12 protein-coding genes are annotated in these 17,541 nt (G+C 64.9%); 3 read left to right on the top strand and 9 right to left on the bottom strand.

The features are described 5' to 3' along the window. Positions 1-76: 76 nt before the first annotated feature. Positions 77-1,972: a phosphodiesterase DibA gene (gene dibA / locus AC0MAZ_RS04340; RefSeq protein ID WP_234562459.1), complete on the bottom strand. Its 1,896-nt coding sequence runs from the start codon at positions 1,970-1,972 to the stop codon at positions 77-79. Between the two features lie 151 nt (positions 1,973-2,123). Here dibA and desA point away from each other — a divergent pair, with 151 nt between their 5' ends. Both desA and AC0MAZ_RS04330 read left to right on the top strand, forming a co-directional pair. After that, entirely contained in the window at positions 2,124-3,308 is a 1,185-nt protein-coding gene (gene desA / locus AC0MAZ_RS04335; protein WP_050703307.1) for a delta-9 fatty acid desaturase DesA, read from the top strand. Between the two features lie 140 nt (positions 3,309-3,448). Next, positions 3,449-4,438 carry a GGDEF domain-containing protein gene (locus tag AC0MAZ_RS04330; RefSeq protein WP_234562460.1) on the top strand — a complete coding sequence of 330 codons (990 nt, stop codon included), beginning with the start codon at positions 3,449-3,451 and terminating at the stop codon, positions 4,436-4,438. A 6-nt stretch (positions 4,439-4,444) separates the two neighbouring features. Here the strand turns inward: AC0MAZ_RS04330 and AC0MAZ_RS04325 are convergent, their stop codons facing one another. The 6 genes from AC0MAZ_RS04325 to AC0MAZ_RS04300 form a co-directional block, all read right to left on the bottom strand. Then, entirely contained in the window at positions 4,445-5,224 is a 780-nt protein-coding gene (locus AC0MAZ_RS04325; protein ID WP_475860318.1) for a hypothetical protein, read from the bottom strand. Positions 5,225-5,364: 140 nt separating this feature from the next. Beyond that, positions 5,365-6,702, bottom strand: coding sequence for an HDOD domain-containing protein (locus tag AC0MAZ_RS04320; RefSeq protein WP_475860316.1), 1,338 nt, complete (start codon positions 6,700-6,702; stop codon positions 5,365-5,367). Positions 6,703-6,839: 137 nt separating this feature from the next. After that, positions 6,840-8,117, bottom strand: a complete 1,278-nt coding sequence (gene gabT, locus AC0MAZ_RS04315; RefSeq protein WP_203648896.1) for a 4-aminobutyrate--2-oxoglutarate transaminase — start codon at positions 8,115-8,117, stop codon at positions 6,840-6,842. A gap of 183 nt (positions 8,118-8,300) precedes the next feature. Then, positions 8,301-9,743: an NADP-dependent succinate-semialdehyde dehydrogenase gene (gabD, locus tag AC0MAZ_RS04310; protein ID WP_028688580.1), complete on the bottom strand. Its 1,443-nt coding sequence runs from the start codon at positions 9,741-9,743 to the stop codon at positions 8,301-8,303. 326 nt (positions 9,744-10,069) lie between these two features. After that, a complete protein-coding gene (locus AC0MAZ_RS04305; protein WP_475860315.1) occupies positions 10,070-11,743 on the bottom strand; it encodes an aryl-sulfate sulfotransferase in 1,674 nt (557 codons plus the stop codon). A 17-nt stretch (positions 11,744-11,760) separates the two neighbouring features. Further along, positions 11,761-14,094 carry a TonB-dependent receptor gene (locus AC0MAZ_RS04300; RefSeq protein WP_475860314.1) on the bottom strand — a complete coding sequence of 778 codons (2,334 nt, stop codon included), beginning with the start codon at positions 14,092-14,094 and terminating at the stop codon, positions 11,761-11,763. A gap of 192 nt (positions 14,095-14,286) precedes the next feature. Here AC0MAZ_RS04300 and AC0MAZ_RS04295 point away from each other — a divergent pair, with 192 nt between their 5' ends. Next, positions 14,287-15,192 carry a LysR family transcriptional regulator gene (locus AC0MAZ_RS04295; RefSeq protein ID WP_475860312.1) on the top strand — a complete coding sequence of 302 codons (906 nt, stop codon included), beginning with the start codon at positions 14,287-14,289 and terminating at the stop codon, positions 15,190-15,192. Positions 15,193-15,309: 117 nt separating this feature from the next. Here the strand turns inward: AC0MAZ_RS04295 and AC0MAZ_RS04290 are convergent, their stop codons facing one another. Beyond that, positions 15,310-16,215 (bottom strand): TauD/TfdA dioxygenase family protein, encoded by a 906-nt coding sequence (locus tag AC0MAZ_RS04290; RefSeq protein ID WP_475860310.1) that lies wholly within the window; start codon positions 16,213-16,215, stop codon positions 15,310-15,312. Positions 16,216-16,243: 28 nt separating this feature from the next. Further along, a complete protein-coding gene (locus tag AC0MAZ_RS04285; protein WP_475860309.1) occupies positions 16,244-17,284 on the bottom strand; it encodes an ABC transporter substrate-binding protein in 1,041 nt (346 codons plus the stop codon). Between the last annotated feature and the right edge of the window lie 257 nt (positions 17,285-17,541).

Here is a 17,541-nt window from a genome sequence, read left to right as displayed (position 1 = left end):
CTGGGGCCGCCTCGCAGCCCTTTCCGGCCGGTCCGACGCCTCGGCAAGGCCGCTCCTACAACGGTATGCACAAGGCTCAGCCCCAGTGCAGCTCCGCCGCCGGCACCGGCCGCCCGAACCAGTAGCCCTGCCCCAGCTGGCATTGCTGTTCCAGCAGGAACCGCGCCTGCTCCGCCTGCTCGACCCCTTCGGCGTGCACCTGCATGCCCATGCTCCGGGCCAGGGCGATGATCACCCGCACGATGGCGATGTCGTCCTCGTCATGGGGCAGGCCCGCGACGAAGCCCTGGTCGATCTTGAGCTTCTGCACGGGCATCCGCTTGAGCCGCAGCAATGACGAATAGCCCGTGCCAAAGTCATCGATGGCCAGTGTCACACCCAGCTCACGCAGACGGTGCAACTGCTCCAGAGCGACTTCAGGGTCTTCCATCACCGCGCTCTCGGTCACTTCGAGTTCGAGCAGCGCAGGATCCAGGCCGGTGTCGTGCAGCGCATCGGCCACCTGCCGGTACAGGTCGCGCTGGCTGAACAGGCGGCTGGAAATGTTCACCGCGACGAACGCCAGCTGTCGCCCCTCGGTCTGCCATTGCACCATCTGCCGACAGGCCTGGTGCAGGACCCAGGCGTCGATCTCGGCGATCAGCCCGGTGCGCTCGGCGATGGGGATGAATTCCCCGGGCGGGACCAGGCCGCGCTGGGGATGCTGCCAACGCACCAGCGCCTCGACGCCGATCATCCGGGCGGTGAACAGGTCGTGTACCGGCTGGAAGAACACCCGCAGCTCCTGCTGCTCAAGCGCACGGCGCAACTCGCCGGCGGTCTCGACCCGCTGCTGGGCATGGGCGGTGAGCTCCTCGGTGTACAGCGCGTAACAGGCGCGGCCGTTGCTCTTGGCCTTGAACAGCGCCGAGTCGGCGTTGCGCAGCAACTGCTCGGCGCTCAGCGCATCGCTGGGGAACAGGCTGATGCCGATGCTGACACTGATGAAGAGGCGGTTGCCTTCGAAGCAGAACGGTTCCTTCAAACGCTCGATGATCGATTGCGCCAGCTTGCCGGCCTGGCCGACCTGCTGGCAGTTCTCGGCCAGCACGCCGAACTCGTCGCCGCCCAGCCGGGCCAGGGTCACGCCACTGCCCAGCACCTCACACAGACGCTCACCGACCAGCTTGAGCAACTGGTCGCCGATGGTGTGGCCGAGGCCGTCGTTGATGCTCTGGAAATGGTCGAGGTCGAGCAGCAGCAGGGCACAGCCGCGCTTGTTGGCCTGGGCCGCGGCCATGGCCTGCATGGCGCGGTCATTGAACAGCAGGCGGTTGGGCAGGCCGGTCAGCGGGTCGTGATGGACGAGATAGGCCAGTTCTTCCTCGGTGTGCTTGATCGCGCTGATGTCGCTGAAGACCGCGACGTAATGGCTGAGCGCGCCACTGTCATCGCGAATGGCGCAGATCGTCTGCCATTGCGGATAGATCTCCCCGCTTTTACGGCGGTTCCAGATCTCCCCGCTCCACTCGCCCTGCTCCGCCAGGGCGGCGTAGATCTGCTGGTAGAACGGCGCGCCATGCCGACCGGACTTGAACTTGCTCGGGCGCTGGCCGATGACTTCGTCCTGCTGGTAACCGGTGATGCGCATGAAGGCCCGGTTGACGTGCACGATCAGGCCATTGCGGTCGGTCACCAGCACACCCTCCAGGGTGCTGTCGAACACCGCCGCGGCCATGCGCAGGCGCTCGCGGTCTTCACTGCGCAGGCGCGCGCCGATGCCGATGAAGTTCAGCAACCGGGCGCGCGAGACGAAGATCAGCAGGGCGCTGAGCAGCACCCACACCACGACGTTGATCTGACGCCCCACGGTCAGTGCCAGCGGGTCCTCGGTCATGCTGTGCAGAACCCCCTCGGACGCTGCCAGCCAGAGGATCGAGAACACCACGTAGAGCCCGGCCATGCGCAAGGCGTCGCGAACGGAAACAGACATGTCGGGTGGATGAGCCCATGAAAAAGGAAGGGGCATTATAAGGGCTGAAACACCCTGTGACCTCCTATCTAAAAGAGCGACTGGTTTTATTTACCCACCCGGGGATAATGCGAGCGCTGTTCCCCCTGAGTTTTCGAGGGTCTTTCCCGTTATGTGGTACTACGGTCTACTCGACTTGTCGGCCTGGCAACTGGTCGCCGTCACCCTGCTGATGACCCACCTGACCATCGTCAGCGTCACCATCTACCTGCACCGCTACTCGGCGCACCGCGCCCTGGAGCTGAACGCGGGGCTCAAGCATTTCTTCCGTTTCTGGCTGTGGCTCACCACCGCGCAGAACACCCGCGAGTGGACCGCCATCCACCGCAAGCACCACGCCAAGTGCGAAACCCCGGACGATCCGCACAGCCCGGTGCACAAGGGCCTGGGCACCGTGCTGCGCAAGGGCGCCGAGCTGTACCGTGAAGAGGCGCGCAACGAGGAAACACTGCGTATCTACGGCAAGAACTGCCCGGACGACTGGATCGAGCGCAACCTCTACACCCGCTACAAGCTCGGCGGCATCGCCCTGATGGCGGTGATCGACCTGCTGCTGTTCGGCACCATCGGCATCACCATCTGGGCGATCCAGATGATGTGGATCCCGTTCTGGGCCGCTGGCGTGGTCAACGGCCTGGGCCATGCCGTGGGCTACCGCAACTTCGAATGCCGCGACGCCGCCACCAACCTGGTGCCGTGGGGCATCATCATTGGCGGCGAGGAACTGCACAACAACCACCACACCTACCCCAACTCGGCGAAGCTCTCGGTGCGGCGCTGGGAGTTCGACATGGGCTGGATGTGGATCCGCCTGCTGAGCCTGCTGCGCCTGGCCAAGGTGCAGCGCGTCGCGCCCATCGCCCATCGCGTGGAAGGCAAGGCGTCGCTGGACATGGACACCGCCATGGCCATCCTCAACAACCGCTTCCAGATCATGGCCCAGTACCGCAAGCTGGTGATCGGCCCGCTGGTCAAGCAGGAACTGGACAAGGTCGACGCCTCGGTGCGCCACCGTTTCCGCCGTGCCAAGCGCCTGCTCTCGCGGGAGACCAGCCTGCTGCAGGACCGCCACCACGTGCGCATCGAGTCGATGCTGGCCCACAGCCAGGCACTCAAGACCATCTACGAAAAGCGCCTGGCACTGCAGCAGATCTGGGCGCGCACCAGCGCCAACGGCCATGACATGCTCGCCGCGATGAAGGATTGGGTGCACGAGGCTGAGGCCAGTGGCATCCACTCGCTGCGTGACTTCGCCGCCCAGCTCAAGACTTACTCGCTGCGCCCCAACGGCGCCTGAACACCGTTGATCGGCATGCCCCGCAATGGGGCGTGCCGGCCGGAACTTCCCCCCCGAAAACCGACTCAAACCCGGCATATCGCCCGCGTGGCGGGCCGGACCGTGGCCGCACGCCCATCGTCGAGAAATGTTCCGTGCTCATGGCCAAAGACCTCCCACCCACACCTGCCAGCACTCCCCGCCCAGAAGCCGCCCAGACCCTGCTGGCCCTGCTCCACGCCCAAGGCGAAGTGGCTCGCCTGAGCGAACGCGAGCAGCTGTACAGCTCGCTGCTCGACAGCGTCAACGCCGTGCTCTGGGCCTTCGACTGGGAAACCCGCCAGGTGCTCTACGTCAGCCCCGCCTACGAGCGCATCTTCGGCCGCCCGGCCAGCCTGGTACTGGCCGACTACAACGAATGGCGCGACGCCATCTACCCGGACGACCTGGAGTACGCAGAGCGCAGCCTGGCCCAGGTGCTGGTCAAGGGCACCGTCGAGGACCGTGAGTACCGCATCCTCAATGCCGCCGGCGAGGTGCGCTGGCTCAGCGACAAGTGCTACATCAACCAGCAGCGCGAGGGCGACCAGCGGGTGATCATCGTCGGCATCGCCGAGGACATCACCGAAAAGAAACAGCTCGAAGGCGAGTTGCAACGGCTGGCCACCACCGACGTGCTCACTCAGAGCAGCAACCGCCGGCACTTCTTCGAATGCGCCCAGCAGGCCTTCGACAGCGCCCGCGAGGACGGCACGCCAATGGCCTTCCTGCTGCTGGACATCGACGATTTCAAGCACATCAACGACACCTACGGCCACCAGGAAGGCGATCAGGTGCTACAGCGCATCGCCGACAGCGGCAAGGCCGTCCTGCGCCGTGGCGATCAGTTCGGGCGAATCGGTGGCGAGGAGTTTGCCGCCGTGTTCCCCGGCTGCACCGCGCAGGTGGCCGAGCAGATTGCCGAGCGTCTGCAGCGGGAGATCCAGCGGTTGAGTTTTAGCCATGGCGAGCACACCTACGGGGTTACCGTAAGCCAAGGGCTGACCGGGTTGCAGGATGAGGATGAAACGCTCGACAGCCTGTTCGCCCGAGCAGACGCCGCCATGTACCGTGCCAAGCGCCAAGGCAAGAACCAGATCGTTAAAGGCTGAAGCGGATCACTTCACGGCTGCGGTACTCCACTCGTAATCGATCGGCCCGCTACGTGGCCCAGCCAACTTCCCCTCAGGCTCTTTTTCCAGACCCTCCTTGAACCCGACTTCAAGAAAATGCCATTGCTGATCGGTGATTTCACCCGCCAGAGCGATGGCTTGGGCTGTGTAGCGTTTGATCAATGCAGCCTTCCTGGAATCGTTCGAATAGCTCATTGGTACCTCCGATATGTGGAAAGTACGTTGCTGGCTCATAGCCGCAACGGGGATCACGAGACTCCCGGCCGAATCGCGAACGAAACCAAGCGACTGATACAGGGGTTCAGTCCCTGGGTCGGGCTGTTGAACTTCGATTCGCGAGTACTTGAGCATCCTTGCGTACTCCGCAACCGCCAGCAGCGACAGTGACGCCACGACCCCCCTCAATGGGTTACCCGGCCCGGGATTGCCCTCCAGCAGGATAATCTTGATGCAGCGCCTGCTTTGCCGGGGACTGGCATAGCAAAGACCGCAGAGCTCTCGTTCTGACCACAACGACAGGTCGAAACCTTTAAGATCGCAGTCCGTCCATCGCGGCACCTCTTCCCAAGGAAAGTGGTGAGTCTGCTCGCCCCAGCGCTGAAAAGCCTCGACAGCCCTGTGACCTAAGGGCTCGAAACACACCTTGTCGACGTCAAACCCGGGACTGAGCAGACGTTGACTCCTGCAGAATGCTTCCTGGGCGAGCTTCCGCGCTTGCGATCGATAGACCTGATAGCGCAGACCACGATGTCTGTACGTGCTCATCTTCAGCCGCAACCTTCCTGCCATTCCGCTGATGGAGTGGAGGGAAAGCTACGCCTGGAGGACTTCTCTGGATACGAACAGTCGTCCGCAATATCTGTAGGAAGGGTCCCAAGCCTGATACAACCCCGGCGATGCGCCGATCAGGCCTGGCGCTCCTCGCCCTCGGCCGGGCCTGCATCGGTAGCCGACGCAATGATCGGGGCAACCTCCGGCTCGCTGGCAGCAGCTTCCGCCGCCAGACGCTCGGCCTCCTCCCGCGCCAGCGCCTCAGGGTCCACCTTGCGCAGCCGCGACAGCTCCGGCAACCCAAGCTTGAGCAAGCGCGCCGTCTTGCTGCTGGCGACCTTCTCCAGCCCTTCGCTGGGCTTGAGCCGCGACAGCTGCCCGGCCAGGTTCATCGCCAGGATCTCCCGGGAGTAGACGCCGCCGCCCAGCTGGTACACCGCGGCGATCAGCTCGCGCAGGTCCAGCGGCAGGCGCCAGCGGGTGCGCAGCGCCGAGCCGAACGGCGCGCCGAATTCGTTGAGCGACAGCTCCACCTGGTCCTCGTCCAGCTCGCCACCGGCCAGGCGCCACTCCTGCAAGGTGCGCAGCACCGCCAGGTCACCCAGGCAGTGCAGCAGCCCCGCACAGTAACAGCGTGCTTCGTCCACCTCGAGCATGCGCGCCAGGGTGCGGCCGTACTCGGCGGTGTGCAGCGACAGGTTCCAGTAATGGGTGGCGTGCCGCGCCAGCAGCGGGTCGGTCAAACGGGCGCTGCGCTTGAGCGTCAGGCCGAGGATGAGGTTCATGCTCTGGGTGCTGCCAAGCTTGTTCAGTGCCTGCAGCAGGGTCTGTACCGGCGCTTCGCGGTGCAGGGCGGCACTGTTGGCGGCGGCGATGAGCACGCCGGTGATCTGCGGGTCGTTGCGCACCTCTTCCTCAAGCACCTTGAGGTTGAGGCCGTGAGGGTTGAGGGCACGCTTGACCGCCAATTGCACATCGGCGAACAGCGGGCCGCCATCGGCGCTGGCCCGGCGCTGTTCCAGGTAGGCCGGCAGTTGCGCGCCCGGCTGCAACGGCGGTACCGGGCAGGCGATCTGCTCACCCACCGCCAGCAGCAGGTTTTCCAGGCGCTTGCGCAGGTTATCCAGGTCGAGTGGCTTGCTCAGGTAGGCGGTCGGGTGCAACGGCAGCGCCTCGCGCACACTGGCGCTATCGGTGCGGTCACTCATCAGGATGAACGGCAAGCCGGGCTTGTCGCCCTTGGCGCGCACCTTGCGCAGCAGATCGAGGCCGTCGAACCCTGAGAGTTCACGGGCGGCGATAATCAGGTCGGGTTTGGCCGCCAGCGCGCTCAGCGCCTCGGAGCCATCGGCACAGACCTGCAGGCGGGCGTCGCAGCGCACGCTGAGCAGCATTTCGCTGAGCATGTCGCGCACCCAGGGATCGCCTTCGGCAATCAGCACGCAGGGGGGGACGGGGTCGACAGCGCTCATGGGCTATTCTCCAGGCTATGACGCGCGATCCATCGCAGCTTCCACGGAATCCTCGTACAACCTTAGCGCCTGATGCCGGCCAACGGCACAAAAAAAACCCGCCGAGGCGGGTTTTTTTCTGAAGCGTGTCACATTTTTCAGGCCAGTTCGGCGAAGCACTCTTCGATGATGGCCAGGCCTTTGTCCAGCAGCGCGTCTTCGGCGGTCAGCGGAACCAGGATCCGCAGGACGTTGCCGTAGGTGCCGCAAGACAGCAGGATCAGGCCCTTGTCGCGAGCCTTGGCGACCACCTGGGCAACGGCGGCGGCGTTCGGGGTGTGGGTGCCTTTCTCGAAGACTTCCACGGCGATCATCGAGCCCAGACCACGGACATCGCCGATGATCGAATGCTTCTTCTGGATTTCACGCAGGCCGGCGGTCAGGCGCTCGCCGACAGCCTTGCTGCGATCCAGCAGTTTCTCTTCCTCGAACACTTCGATCACGGCCAGGGCCGCGGCGCAGGCGATCGGCGAACCGGCATAGGTGCCGCCCAGGCCGCCCGGGGCGATGGCGTCCATGTACTCGGCCTTGCCGCACACACCGGCCAGCGGGAAGCCGCCGGCGATCGACTTGGCGAAGGTGGTCAGGTCAGGCGCGACGCCCATCTGTTCCATGGCGAAGAAGGTACCGGTACGGCCGGCGCCGGTCTGCACTTCGTCGGCGATCAGCAGGATGCCGTGCTGGTCGCACAGCGCGCGCAGGCGCTGCATCAGCTCTTTCGGCGCTGGCAGGAAGCCGCCTTCGCCTTGTACCGGCTCGAGGATGATCGCGGCGATATCACGCGGCTCGGCGTCGTTCTTGAAGATGCGCTCGACCGAGGCGATGGCGTCGTCGACGCTGATACCGTGCAGTTCGCTCGGGAACAGGGCGCGGAAGATGCCGCCTGGCATCAGGCCCATGCCAGCGGAGTACGGCACAACCTTGCCGGTCAGGCCCAGGGTCATCATGGTGCGGCCGTGGTAGCCGCCGGTGAAGGCGATCACGCCGGCACGGCCGGTGGCGGCACGGGCGATCTTCACGGCGTTTTCAACGGCTTCGGAGCCGGTGGTGACCAGCAGGGTCTTCTTGTCGAAGTTGCCTGGGACCAGCTTGTTGATCTTCTCGCACAGCTCGACGTAGGGCTCGTAGGCCAGCACCTGGAAGCAGGTGTGGCTGACCTTGGTCAGCTGCTCTTGCACGGCGGCTACCACTTTCGGGTGCAGGTGGCCGGTGTTCAGTACCGCGATGCCGCCGGCGAAGTCGATCAGTTCGCGGCCTTCGACGTCGATCACCGTCGAGTTCTTCGCGGTATCGACGAAGATCGGGTGAATCTGGCCGACGCCACGTGGGACGGCGGCGACACGGCGTTGCATCAGGGATTCGTTGGTCTTGCTCATAGTGCCCTCAATTGCGCCGGTTCTGCGGCGCTTTTATTCGGGGGTGGCTGGATGCAGGCGTGCACAGTATTCGTTGATCGACTGCCACACATGCCCTGGCCACCAGGTACCGCTATGTCAAAAAGGCCAGCGAGACGTCGCTCTCGCGCCCCGCTGGCAGAGGTAAAAGCGTTTACCTGGCGATCAGACGCTGATGCACAGGTATTTGATTTCGAGGTAGTCCTCGATACCGTACTTGGAGCCTTCACGGCCCAGGCCCGAAGCCTTGATGCCGCCGAACGGCGCCACTTCATTGGAGATCAGGCCGGTGTTGATACCCACCATGCCGTATTCCAGGGCCTCGGCGACGCGGAACACGCGGCTCATGTCGCGGGCGTAGAAGTACGAGGCCAGGCCGAATTCGGTGTCGTTGGACATGGCGATGACTTCGGCCTCGTCCTTGAAGCGGAACAGCGGCGCCAGCGGGCCGAAGGTCTCTTCCTTGGCGACGGCGGCGGTTTTCGGCACGTCGACCAGGATGGTCGGCTCGAAGAAGTTGCCTTCGATGATCTTGCCACCGGACAGCACCTTGGCGCCCTTGGCGACGGCGTCCTCGATGTGCTCCTGGACCTTGGCGACAGCCTTGCCGTCGATCAGCGGACCAGTGGTGGTGCCTTCTTCCAGGCCGTTGCCGATCTTCAGCTTGGCCACGGCGGCTTTCAGCTTCTCGGCAAACGCGTCGTAGACACCGTCCTGCACGTAGATGCGGTTGGCGCAGACGCAGGTCTGGCCGTTGTTGCGGTACTTGGAGATGATCGCGCCTTCGACCGCCTTGTCCAGGTCGGCGTCGTCGAACACGATGAACGGCGCGTTGCCGCCCAGCTCCAGGGACACCTTCTTGATGTCCTTGGCGCATTCTTCCATCAGCTGGCGGCCGATTTCGGTGGAGCCGGTGAAGGACAGCTTGCGCACCAGGGAGTTGCCGGTCAGCTCGGAGCCGACTTCGCCGGCGCTGCCGGTGATCACGCTCAGCACACCGGCCGGGATGCCGGCACGGGTAGCCAGCTCGACCAGGGCCAGGGCGGAGTACGGGGTCTGCGAGGCGGGCTTGAGCACCATGGTGCAACCGGCGGCCAGGGCCGGGCCGGCTTTACGGGTGATCATCGCGGCCGGGAAGTTCCACGGGGTGATGGCGGCGGTGACACCGATCGGCTGCTTGATGACGATCAGGCGCTTGTCCGGCTGGTGGCCAGGGATGACGTCGCCGTACACGCGCTTGGCTTCCTCGGCGAACCACTCGATGAACGAGGCGGCATAGGCGATCTCGCCCTTGGCTTCAGCCAGTGGCTTGCCCTGCTCGGTGGTCATCAGGCGGGCCAGGTCGTCCTGGTGCTCGATCATCAGCTCGAACCAGCGACGCAGCTTGCCAGCACGCTCCTTGGCAGTCAGTGCGCGCCAGGCCGGCAGCGCCTTGTCGGCGGCCTCGATGGCGCGGCGGGTCTCGGCGGCGCCCATCTTCGGCACGGTACCGATCACCTCACCGGTGGCCGGGTTGGTCACCTTGATGGTCTGACCGCTGTCCGCATCCAGCCATTCACCGTTGATGAAGGCCTGCTGGCGGAACAACTGAGCGTCTTTGAGCTGCATGTCGGCTTCCCTTTACTGCGAATTATTGATTGTTGAAAAGGCGCCCCCGAGCGGGGGCGGCCGTCACAAATTCGTGCACCAGGGTGTTCGACGCCTGGGTGCCGAGCGTTTGAAATCTCAAACGGAATGCTAAGCGGGGGTTGGGGTGTTGGACAATAGGCTGTTCGAAAAAAAGAACGAATGGTTGAACACCCTGTCCGAAATTCGCGTCGCCCATTCGCGGGTAAACCCGCTCCCACAGGATCGGCGGTGAACCTGTGGGAGCGGGTTTACCCGCGAAGAGGCCAGCACAGGTTAGCCGATAACCTGCCGGGGGAAGGATTGGATCAGAACGCCTTGTCGAGATCGATCACCAGCGCCCGGTAGCCCACGCTGCCCGGCTGGCGACTGTGCACTTTCAGCTCCACCGCCACCTCCTGGGTGCCGCGACGCACTTCATTGAGCACGCTGGTCGTCAGCTTCTCGGGCGTCAGGAAATTCACCGAAGCCGAGTAGATGAACTGGGTATCGGTATCCGCCCGGTACGCCACCACCGAGGTGATTGGGCTGTACCACTCGTCCCCGCGTTCCTTGCCGTACTGCCAGACCTGCTCGACCGTGCCCTTGGCCTCGTCGATGCGATACTCCACGGCTCGGCTGTAGTTGCCGCTCAGCCTGGTCGGGCCGAAGTCGCGACCCCAGCCGTTGTCGAACACGGTCAGCGTGCCGCGTCCGGTCAGCCAGGCAGTGTGCTGGGTCCAGGACCATTCGAAACCCTCGCCCACGGGCTTGAGCACCTTGTCCTGGAGGCGCGCCGGCCAGCCTTGGGGGGCGGCGAGAATCCATTTCACCTGCTTGTCGCGACCGATCTTCACCACGCCCTGGTGTCGTGCTGAAACGATGATGCTGTCGTCATCGGCATCGTAGTCGATGGCATTGACGTGGGCCCAGTTGCGCCCGGTGCCGACGCCCGGGGTGTCGCCGAATGGCAGGTCGCCTTCAGCCAGTTCGTTGGCCAGCCGGTCGTCCTGTTTCTGCACAGCGTCCGGCAGCTGGATCGCGGCCTTGCCCAGGGTTTCCAGCAACTCGCCGCGATAGGGGTCGAGGATCTGGTTCAGGTCCCAGAAGTCCAGCACGTCGCCGGCCTCGTTGACCTCGATGATATGGTCGCGGATCGAGCGCACGCGCTTGCCGTCCGGGCGGCGGTAGTCGCTGGTGCCGACCCGCAGCAGGTAGCTGCCGTTCGCCGTCTCGCGGATCTCGTGGGAGAAGTCGGCGAACTTGTCCGGCAGGTTGCGCTGCCACACCTTGCGCCCCAGCAGGTCGTACTTGGAGTAGGTCTGGCCCTGGCCCCAGATCAGCTTGCCGTCGCGGGTCTGGTGGAAGCCCATGGTGCCGCCCAGGCCGTCGCGGTGGTTGGAGTCGTGGATCTGCTCGATGTCCAGGTACCAGCGCACGTCACCGTTGCTGTCGGCGATCCAGTTGTTGCCCACCGAGTCCCACTCGGCGGCGCCGCCCAGGCCGTTCCACTTGAAGGCGCGCCCGCCGGGGATCTCGGCCAGCAGGTGGTTGAACAGGTACAGACGCTGCTCGAAACCGGGCGCGACCTTGACCGGCTCCACCTCGGGCAGCGCGGCAGTCTGCTTCGCCACCACCGGCAGGCGCACCGCCGGGGCGTAGATTTCGTAACGCTCGCGGATGCGTTCGCCATCGAGCTTGTAGCTCACCTCGACCTGGTTGACGTGGTCTGGGTACAGGCCGAATACCGGGATGCCGCCGTAGGTCCACAGCGAGCGGTCGGACACGTCGTAGACGATATCGACACCGCCCTCGCTGCGGCCCAGCACCCGCACATGGGCGGCGCTCAGGGCGCGCCCGCCGTCACGGATGATCGCGGTCAACGGCGCCAGGCGGTACGGGTTGACCACCACGTCGCCGAGCAGGGCTTGGTCGCGGTCGGGTACCTTGGCGGTGAGGCAGGCGCCTTCGGGCAGGTCGTGCGGTTGGGTCTTGGCATTCATGGCAAAGCTCCTTGTGCTCAGAAGTCGTAACGGGCGGTGGCGCCCACGGTGCGCGGGGTGCCCAGCACGCCGGCATAGCCGCCGTTGGCGGAGTTCCACAGGCTGGTGAAGTAGGTCTTGTCGCCGGCGTTCTTCACCCACAGCGACAGGTCGAGCACGCCGTCGCCCTGGTCCAGGCGCACACCGGTGGACAGGTTGACGATGGCGTAGCTGGGGATCTGGCCGTAGTCGGAGTCATCGATGGTGCCGACGGCCTTGGAGCGGAACGCGTAGCTGGCGGTGACGTAGGGCTCGATGCGTTCGCCGAGCTGCCACTTGTACTGGCCGTTGAGGTTGGCGATGTACTTGGAAGCACCAACCACCTGGTGCCCGGACAGGTCGCAGGTGGCCGCAGGGTTGGCCAGGCTCACCTCGGGCGGGCACGGCGCGTCCTTGTATTCGGTGTAGCGCACGTCGTTCCATGAGCCGTTGAAGTTCAGCGTCAGGCCTCGGATCGGCAGGGCCGTGGCTTCGAACTCCAGGCCGCGAGAACGCACGCTACCGGCGTTGGCCAGGTACTGCACACGGTTGGCTTCGTCGTAGACGTTGGCCTGGTAGCCGTGTACTTCGGTCCAGAACAGGTTGGTGTTTAGCTGCAGGCGGTTGTCGAACAGGGTGCTCTTGAGCCCGAGTTCGGCGTTGTTGGCCCGCTCGGTACCCACCAGCAGCGAATCGGTGCCCAAGCGTGGGGCGGCACCGACGGTCAGGTTGACACCCCCGGACTTCTCGCCGTGGGACAGGCTGGCATAACCCAACAGGTCATCAGTGAAGCGGTAGCTCAGGCTGAGCAGCCCGGACGGGGCGAAGCTGTACTGGTTGAGGTCACCTGAATCGTAGGCGCCCACCCGGCCCTGACGGGCGGCGGCCGCCGCACCGGTGACGGGCGTGCCACCGGACGGCGCATCGCGGGTAACCCAGGCGCTTTTCTCCTCGTAGGTGCCACGCACCCCGGCGGTGAAGTCCAGGCGCTCGGTCAGGTGCCAGGTGCCCTGGGCGAACAGCGCGTAGCTGTCGGTATCGATATGGCCATTGCCGATGGTGTTCACGTTGGCCAGGGCGCCGGCCGGGGTCAGGTTCCAGACGTCGGCCTGCGGCCCGTAGTAAGTGAACGATTTATTGTCCAGGTCCTGCTTGAAGTAGTACGCGCCCAGTACGTAGTCGAAGAAGCCGCCGGTGGGTGAGGCCAGCCGAATTTCTTGCGAGTACTGCTTGTCCCGCACCGAGACCCCGGCACTGTAGAACACCGGCACGTTGAGGCCGTCGTCGTTGCGCGGGGTGAAGTCCCACCAGCGGTAGGCGCTGATCGAGGTGAGGGTGAAGTCGTTGGGCAGGGTCCAGTTGGCTTCCACCGAGGTGCCGCCCTGGAATACCTTGACCATCTGGTCGGCGTCGAAGTTGACCTTGCGGTCCTTGCCCGACACCAGGGTGGCGCCGGCCTGCGCAGCCAGGCTTTCATAACGGTTCACGCCATTGATGGTCGGGCCGGTGCTGTACAGGCTGAGGATGCCATTATCGGAGTCTTCTTCGTTGTACTCGCCGATCCAGCGCAGGTTGAAGGTTTCGCTGGGCTTGAACAGCAACTGGGTACGAAAGCCCTGGCGCTTGCCGCCATTGAGGTCGTGGCCGTTGTAGACGTTCTTCACATAGCCGTCATCCTCGGTGTGGTAGGCGCTGATGCGCCCGGCGAGGGTGTCGGTCAGGGGGCCGGAGAAGCTGCCCTGGGTCTGCCAGTAGCCATCCTCGCCCAGCGACGACTGCACACTGCCTTCCTGGTGGAAGGTCGGCTTGCGCGTGGTGATGTTGAGCACCCCGGCGGTGGTGTTCTTGCCGAACAGCGTGCCCTGCGGTCCGCGCAGCACCTCCAGCTGCTCGACATCGAGCAGGTCGAACACCGCCATGCCCGGGCGCCCCAGGTAGACGTTGTCCAGGTACACGCCGACGCTGCCTTCCAGGCCGTCGCTGGCGGGGTTGTTGCCCAGGCCACGAATGGAGATGCTCGACTGCCGGGCGTGCACATAGGCGACGTTGGTACTCGGCACCAGCTGTTGCAGGTCCTGCACGCGGTAGATGCGCTGGGTCTCCAGGGTTTCGCTGCCCAGCACGCTGATCGGCGTGGGCACGCTCTGGGCGGTCTCCTCACGGCGCCGGGCATTGACGGTGACGGTGCCGAGCTTGGCTTCCTGCTCCACGGCCGGTGCGGGGCTGGGCTCGTCGGCGAAGCTGCCGCCGGCGGCGCCCAGCAGCATCCCGGCAGCCAGGGGTTGTAGGACGAACAACGAGGCGCGCGCGGGCCAACGGGAAAGTCGGGACATGCAGATGCTCCTTGAGGCAAGGGCCCAGGCGAGCATTTCCGTTGGCGGAACCGAATCGCGGTCAGGCTGGCTTATATTCTTTTAGGAAATATAAATATTTGTATTTCATATTTTGTGGAATAAGTGACTCCCTTTATAAGGTTCCCAACCCTTCCCAGCAATTGCATTCCACCGAAAGTTTCCATGTAGAAAATGCATATCGACCTGCGCCAGCTCCGCCACTTCATCGCCCTTGTCGAGCACCGCAGCTTTGTCGCCGCGGCGGCGGCGGTGAACCTCTCGCAATCGGCCTTCAGCCGCAGCATCCAGACGCTGGAACACAACGTCGGCTGCCGCCTGGTCGACCGCGCCAGCAAGGAACTGGCGCCGACCCGCCAGGGCCTGCTGGTGCTGGAGCATTCGCGGCGGCTGGTGCACGGGGCGCACAACCTGGTCAACGAGATCAACCAGTTCAATGGCGCCACCACTGGCGTGGTGCGCTTCGGCTCGGGGCCGGCGCCCGCCGGCGGGCTGGTGCCGCGGGCGGTGGCGCGGTTCGTTGCCGAATACCCGGCGGCGCGTACCTGCTTCCAGGTGGACAACTGGCAGGCGCTGAACCGGCGGCTGATCGCCGAGGAGATCGAATTCTTCGTCGCCGACACCCGCCAGTTCGAGGCCGACCCGGACTACCAGGTGCACAAGCTCAGGCCACAGCGCTGGCACTTCTGCTGCCGCCGGGGGCATCCATTGACCGAGCTGGACGAGGTCAGGGCGCGGGACCTGTTCGATTACCCGCTGGCCACCACCTTTCGCCCGCCGAACATCCGCAAGATCCTCAGCGACCTGAGCGGGCGGCAGGATTTTCTGCCCAGCGTGGAGTGCGAGCATGGCTATGCGCTGCTCAATGTTGTGCTGCATTCGGACACCATCGGCATCGCCTGCAGTGCGAACCTGCGGCCCTATGACGGCCTGGTGGCCCTCAAGCTGGTGGACCTGGCGCCGGAGCAGGAAGAGGCGTTCTACACCCGTTATGGGGTGGTGAGCCGGGTGGGGTATGGGTTGTCGGCACTGGCGCAGGGGTTGGTGAGGCAGTTGGTGGCCTGTGATACCGAGTTGTAGCGGATAGGGGCTGCTGCGCAGCCCTTTCGCGACGCAAGGCCGCTCCTACAGGGGAACAAGATCTCCTGTAGGAGCGGCCTCGTGCCGCGAAAGGGCCGCAAAGCGGCCCCAACGATCTCAGCCCTTGCGCGTGGTCCGGCTCAGTTGCCCATCCACCCCCACCGGCACCTCGCCAGCCAGGGTCACGCGGCGCACGATGCGCGGCTGGGTGCCGTAGTCATCCACTGCATAGTGCTGCGTCGCGCGGTTGTCCCAGATCGCCACGTCCCCCGCCTGCCAGCGCCAGCGCACGGTGTTTTCCAGGCGTGTCACATGCCCCTGCAGCAGCGCGAACAGATGCTGCGAGTCCGCCAGCGAGTAACCCTTGATACGTTTGACGAAATGCCCCAGCTGCAACGCCCGCTCGCCGCTGATCGGATGCACCCGCACCACCGGGTGCTCGGTCTCGTACACCGTCGAGGTAAACACCTTGCGGTAACGCTCCAGCTTGGCCGGATCGACATCCGGCTTCACGCTGGCATAGTCGTATTCGTTGCTGTGCACCGCCCACAGCTTGTCGGCCAGTTCGCGCAGTGGCTCGGGCAGTTCCTGGTAAGCTGCGGCGGTGTTGGCCCACACCGTGTCGCCACCGGCAGCCGGGGCCACCACGCTGCGCAGGATCGAGGCCTTGGGGTAGGCGTCGACGAAGGTCACGTCGGTGTGCCAGGAGTTGGCCCGCTGCCCCTCGGCGCCATCGAGCTGCAGCAGGTAGCTGGTGCCATCGACCACCGGCACCGTGGGGTGGGCGATCGGCTCGCCGAGCAACTGGGCGAAGGCCTCCTGGCCCACGTCGTCCAGGTGCTCCTGGGCCCGGAAGAAGATCACCTTGTGGCGCACCAACGCCGCCTGGATGGCATCGATGGCGGCCGGATCGAGGTCGGCGGACAGCTTGATGCCACGGATCTCGGCGCCGATGCGCCCGGCAACGGGGTGGATGTCGAGTTCGAGGGTTTGCGGCGCGGTGGCCAGTGCGGCGTTGCTCATGGTCGTGCTCCTCACGGTTGTTGTCGGGTCAGCGGGCGGCCTGGACGGCCTGGTCCTGGCGCTGGGCGGCATCGATGAAACGCGGTTCGATCCAGTCGGCCACCTGGAAGCCGCGGCGGATCAGGCGCTCCTTGACGGCCAGGTCCACGCCCTGTTGCAGCAGGCCGACGAAACCGGCATCCAGGCGTGGGTCGAAGTAGTTGGCAAGGTTCTCCTGGGCAAGGTCGTCGCGCAGGATCGCCTTCGGCCAGTTGGCGGTGTTCGCGACCAGGTCCACATAAGCTTCGCGGTTGCGTTCGTCGCGCAGCCACTTCACCGCCTGCTCCTGGGCGTTGACCACGCGCTGGACCAGGTCGGGGTGCTGGCGGATGAACTCGCCGGTACCGAGCAGCACCGCCTGGGTGCTGCCGGCGCCCTTGAGGTCGTGGGAGTTGACCGGCAGCTCGACCAGCCCGCGTTCGCGCAGCGACAGCAGGTTGGACAGGCCCCAGGTGGCGTCGATCTGCTTGGCGGCCAGGGCGGCGTTGGCCGCGTTGAAATCGAGGTTGATGACTTTCAGCTCACGTTCGGACAGCCCCTGGCTGGCCAGGGCGCTGGCGAACGACAGCTGGTTGGCGGTGCCGCGGAACACCGCCACGCGCTTGCCCTTGAGGTCCTGCAGGCTGTGGATGCCCGAGCCCGGCACCACGCCGAGGTAGCTCTTCACCCCACGCACCCCGGCCGACAGCACGCGGGTGTCGACGCCGTTGGCCTTGCCGATGATCGCGGCCAGGTCGCCGAGGTAGGCGAAGTCCGCCTGGCCGTTGGCCAGGGCCTCGTTGACCACGGGGCCGGCGCCCTTGAAGAAGCGCCAGTCGATACGGATGCCGTCCTTGGCGAACTCTTTCTCCAGCAGTTGCTGGTCGCGCAGCACATCCACCACGCCGCCGGCGCTGGGCTTGCTGCCGGCGCTGAGGTCGGGCACGGCGATGCGGATCACATCCGGCTGGGCGGCATGGGCTGCCACGGGCATGGCGCTCAACACGGCGGCGAGCAACGGGCTGAGCAGGTGGCGGAAGGCGGTTTTCATGGCAAGGCTCCTTGGCAGGCTGCCACCGGCGATGGCCGGCGCTATGGGCCAGAAGCTAGGCAGGTCCGGTTAGAACCTACAAAGATCAAAACTTCATTTTTTAGTAACCAGAAGACATAAACCAGGCGTCATGCGGGCCTGCGGCTGGCTTGCAGGAAATGCATGGAAAATATGAGGAAAACGCAACGGGACGGGGCTTTCGCATGCACCGGGCGCATGCTCTTATCTCTTGAATTTCGCTTGTGAGAATTTTTAAT

The organism is Pseudomonas sp. A, assembly GCF_056270345.1.
Note: the sequence above shows the minus strand (reverse complement) of the source record. Positions and strands in the feature narration are given on the sequence as shown.

Excerpts from the sequence above, each read along its gene's own strand:
- dibA (WP_234562459.1), bottom strand. The coding sequence starts at position 1,972 with ATGTCTGTTTCCGTTCGCGACGCCTTGCGCATGGCCGGGCTCTACGTG.
- desA (WP_050703307.1), top strand. The coding sequence starts at position 2,124 with ATGTGGTACTACGGTCTACTCGACTTGTCGGCCTGGCAACTGGTCGCC.
- AC0MAZ_RS04330 (WP_234562460.1), top strand. The coding sequence starts at position 3,449 with ATGGCCAAAGACCTCCCACCCACACCTGCCAGCACTCCCCGCCCAGAA.
- AC0MAZ_RS04325 (WP_475860318.1), bottom strand. The coding sequence starts at position 5,224 with ATGAGCACGTACAGACATCGTGGTCTGCGCTATCAGGTCTATCGATCG.
- AC0MAZ_RS04320 (WP_475860316.1), bottom strand. The coding sequence starts at position 6,702 with ATGAGCGCTGTCGACCCCGTCCCCCCCTGCGTGCTGATTGCCGAAGGC.
- gabT (WP_203648896.1), bottom strand. The coding sequence starts at position 8,117 with ATGAGCAAGACCAACGAATCCCTGATGCAACGCCGTGTCGCCGCCGTC.
- gabD (WP_028688580.1), bottom strand. The coding sequence starts at position 9,743 with ATGCAGCTCAAAGACGCTCAGTTGTTCCGCCAGCAGGCCTTCATCAAC.
- AC0MAZ_RS04305 (WP_475860315.1), bottom strand. The coding sequence starts at position 11,743 with ATGAATGCCAAGACCCAACCGCACGACCTGCCCGAAGGCGCCTGCCTC.
- AC0MAZ_RS04300 (WP_475860314.1), bottom strand. The coding sequence starts at position 14,094 with ATGTCCCGACTTTCCCGTTGGCCCGCGCGCGCCTCGTTGTTCGTCCTA.
- AC0MAZ_RS04295 (WP_475860312.1), top strand. The coding sequence starts at position 14,287 with ATGCATATCGACCTGCGCCAGCTCCGCCACTTCATCGCCCTTGTCGAG.
- AC0MAZ_RS04290 (WP_475860310.1), bottom strand. The coding sequence starts at position 16,215 with ATGAGCAACGCCGCACTGGCCACCGCGCCGCAAACCCTCGAACTCGAC.
- AC0MAZ_RS04285 (WP_475860309.1), bottom strand. The coding sequence starts at position 17,284 with ATGAAAACCGCCTTCCGCCACCTGCTCAGCCCGTTGCTCGCCGCCGTG.